This window comes from Hydrogenophaga sp. (assembly GCF_028698005.1).
GTDB lineage: Bacteria > Pseudomonadota > Gammaproteobacteria > Burkholderiales > Burkholderiaceae_C > Hydrogenophaga.
The window spans coordinates 2,518-4,865 of record NZ_JAQVEJ010000195.1; the positions used below are offsets into that span (position 1 = coordinate 2,518).

The following is a 2,348-nucleotide window of genomic DNA, read 5'->3' on the forward strand; positions in this document are numbered from 1 at the left end:
AACGTTTAGGGACGTTTATCAATGCCAACCATCAACCAGCTCGTGCGCCACGGCCGGGAGGTCGAACAGACCAAATCCAAGAGCCCGGCCATGGAAAACTGCCCGCAGCGCCGCGGTGTGTGCACCCGTGTGTACACCACGACGCCCAAGAAGCCGAACTCCGCTCTGCGTAAGGTCGCCAAGGTGCGCCTGACCAACGGTTTCGAAGTCATTTCCTACATCGGCGGTGAAGGCCACAACCTCCAGGAACACAGCGTCGTGCTGGTCCGTGGCGGTCGTGTCAAGGATCTGCCCGGTGTGCGTTACCACATCGTGCGTGGCTCGCTGGACCTGCAAGGCGTCAAGGATCGCAAGCAGTCCCGTTCCAAGTATGGCGCCAAGCGCCCCAAGAAGGCCTGACCGGTTTTCCTGGACTATTCGGTGCCGCCCGGTTTTGACGAGCCGGTCCGGCGTAGTGACCCGTTGGTGGGTCGAGTAAGTGCAGATCCCGGATGGGTCTGCGGGGTGTCCGGAAAACAGGACGTTCCGGTCATCAACTGAAGCAAGAGGTGAAACATGCCACGTCGTCGCGAAGTCCCTAAACGTGAAATCCTGCCGGATCCCAAGTTCGGCAATGTCGAGCTGTCCAAGTTCATGAATGTGATCATGGAAGGCGGCAAGAAGGCTGTTGCCGAGCGCATCATCTACGGCGCGCTCGAGCAGATGGAAAAGAAGAGCGGCAAGGATCCGCTGGAGCTGTTCCTCACGGCCATCAACAACGTCAAGCCCATGGTGGAAGTCAAGTCCCGCCGTGTGGGTGGCGCCAACTACCAGGTGCCGGTCGAAGTGCGCCCGGTTCGCCGCCTGGCCCTGTCCATGCGCTGGATCAAGGAAGCCGCCCGCAAGCGCAGCGAGAAGTCCATGGCGCAGCGCCTGGCCAACGAGTTGCTGGAGGCCAACGAAGGCCGTGGCGGTGCCATGAAAAAGCGCGACGAAGTCCACCGCATGGCCGAGGCCAACAAGGCCTTCAGCCACTTCCGCTTCTGATCCGGCCTGCGCGGGCACCATGCCCGCGCATCAGAATCGTCAGAAGCGAGCCCGCGGGCCCCATGAGGGCCGCGGGCTTTACCGCATCATCAATGGAGTAATTTCATGGCTCGCAAAACGCCCATCGAGCGCTACCGCAACATCGGTATCTCCGCCCACATCGACGCCGGCAAGACCACCACCACCGAGCGCATCCTGTTCTACACGGGTGTGAACCACAAGCTGGGCGAGGTGCACGACGGCGCCGCCACCACCGACTGGATGGAGCAGGAGCAAGAGCGCGGCATCACCATCACGTCCTCGGCGGTGACCTGCTTCTGGAAGGGTATGGATCTGTCCTACCCCGAGCACCGCTTCAACATCATCGACACCCCCGGTCACGTGGACTTCACCATCGAGGTGGAGCGTTCCATGCGCGTGCTCGACGGTGCCTGCATGGTGTACTGCGCCGTGGGTGGCGTGCAGCCCCAGTCCGAGACCGTCTGGCGCCAGGCCAACAAGCACAAGGTGCCGCGCCTGGCCTTCGTCAACAAGATGGACCGCACCGGCGCCAACTTCTTCAAGGTCTATGACCAGATGAAGCTGCGCCTGAACGCCAATCCCGTGCCCGTAGTGATCCCGATCGGTGCCGAGGACAACTTCAAGGGCGTGGTCGATCTGGTCAAGATGAAGGCCATTATCTGGGACGAAGCGTCCCAGGGCATGAAGTTCGAGTACCAGGACGTCCCCGCCGAGTTGGCCGAGCTGGCCAACAAGTGGCGCGAGAACATGGTCGAAGCCGCTGCCGAGGCCAGCGAAGAGCTGATGAACAAGTACCTGGAAGAGGGTACGCTGTCCGAGGACGACATCAAGGCCGGCCTGCGTGCGCGCACCCTGGCGACCGAGATCCAGCCGATGCTGTGCGGCACCGCCTTCCGCAACAAGGGCGTGCAGCGCATGCTGGACGCCGTCATCGACTACCTGCCTTCGCCCGTGGACATCCCCGACGTGAAGGGCTCCGACCCGGACGATGAAGAAAAGGCGCTGTCGCGCAAGGCCGACGACGAAGAGAAGTTCTCGGCCCTGGCGTTCAAGCTGATGACCGACCCGTTTGTGGGTCAGCTCACCTTCGTGCGCGTGTACTCCGGTGTGCTGTCCAAGGGTGATACCGTCTTCAACCCGGTCAAGGGCAAGAAGGAGCGCATCGGTCGTATCGTGCAGATGATGGCCAAGGAGCGCACCGAGGTCGAAGAAATTCGCGCCGGCGACATCGCTGCCTGCGTGGGTCTGAAGGATGTGACCACCGGGGAAACCCTGTGTGACGTGTCGGCGCCGATCGTGCT

Annotated in this window: 3 protein-coding genes; all 3 read left to right on the top strand. The window is 62.1% G+C overall.

Annotated elements, in window-relative coordinates; genetic code table 11:
• Positions 1-21: 21 nt before the first annotated feature.
• The gene (rpsL, locus tag PHQ87_RS14475) at positions 22-399 is read left to right on the top strand and encodes a 30S ribosomal protein S12 (RefSeq protein WP_300235832.1); all 378 of its coding nucleotides are present in this window, start codon (positions 22-24) and stop codon (positions 397-399) included.
• A 156-nt stretch (positions 400-555) separates the two neighbouring features.
• Positions 556-1,026, top strand: a complete 471-nt coding sequence (gene rpsG / locus PHQ87_RS14480) for a 30S ribosomal protein S7 (RefSeq protein WP_300235835.1) — start codon at positions 556-558, stop codon at positions 1,024-1,026.
• 105 nt (positions 1,027-1,131) lie between these two features.
• On the top strand, positions 1,132-2,348 hold a 1,217-nt coding region (locus tag PHQ87_RS14485; protein ID WP_300235838.1), incomplete at its 3' end, for a GTP-binding protein.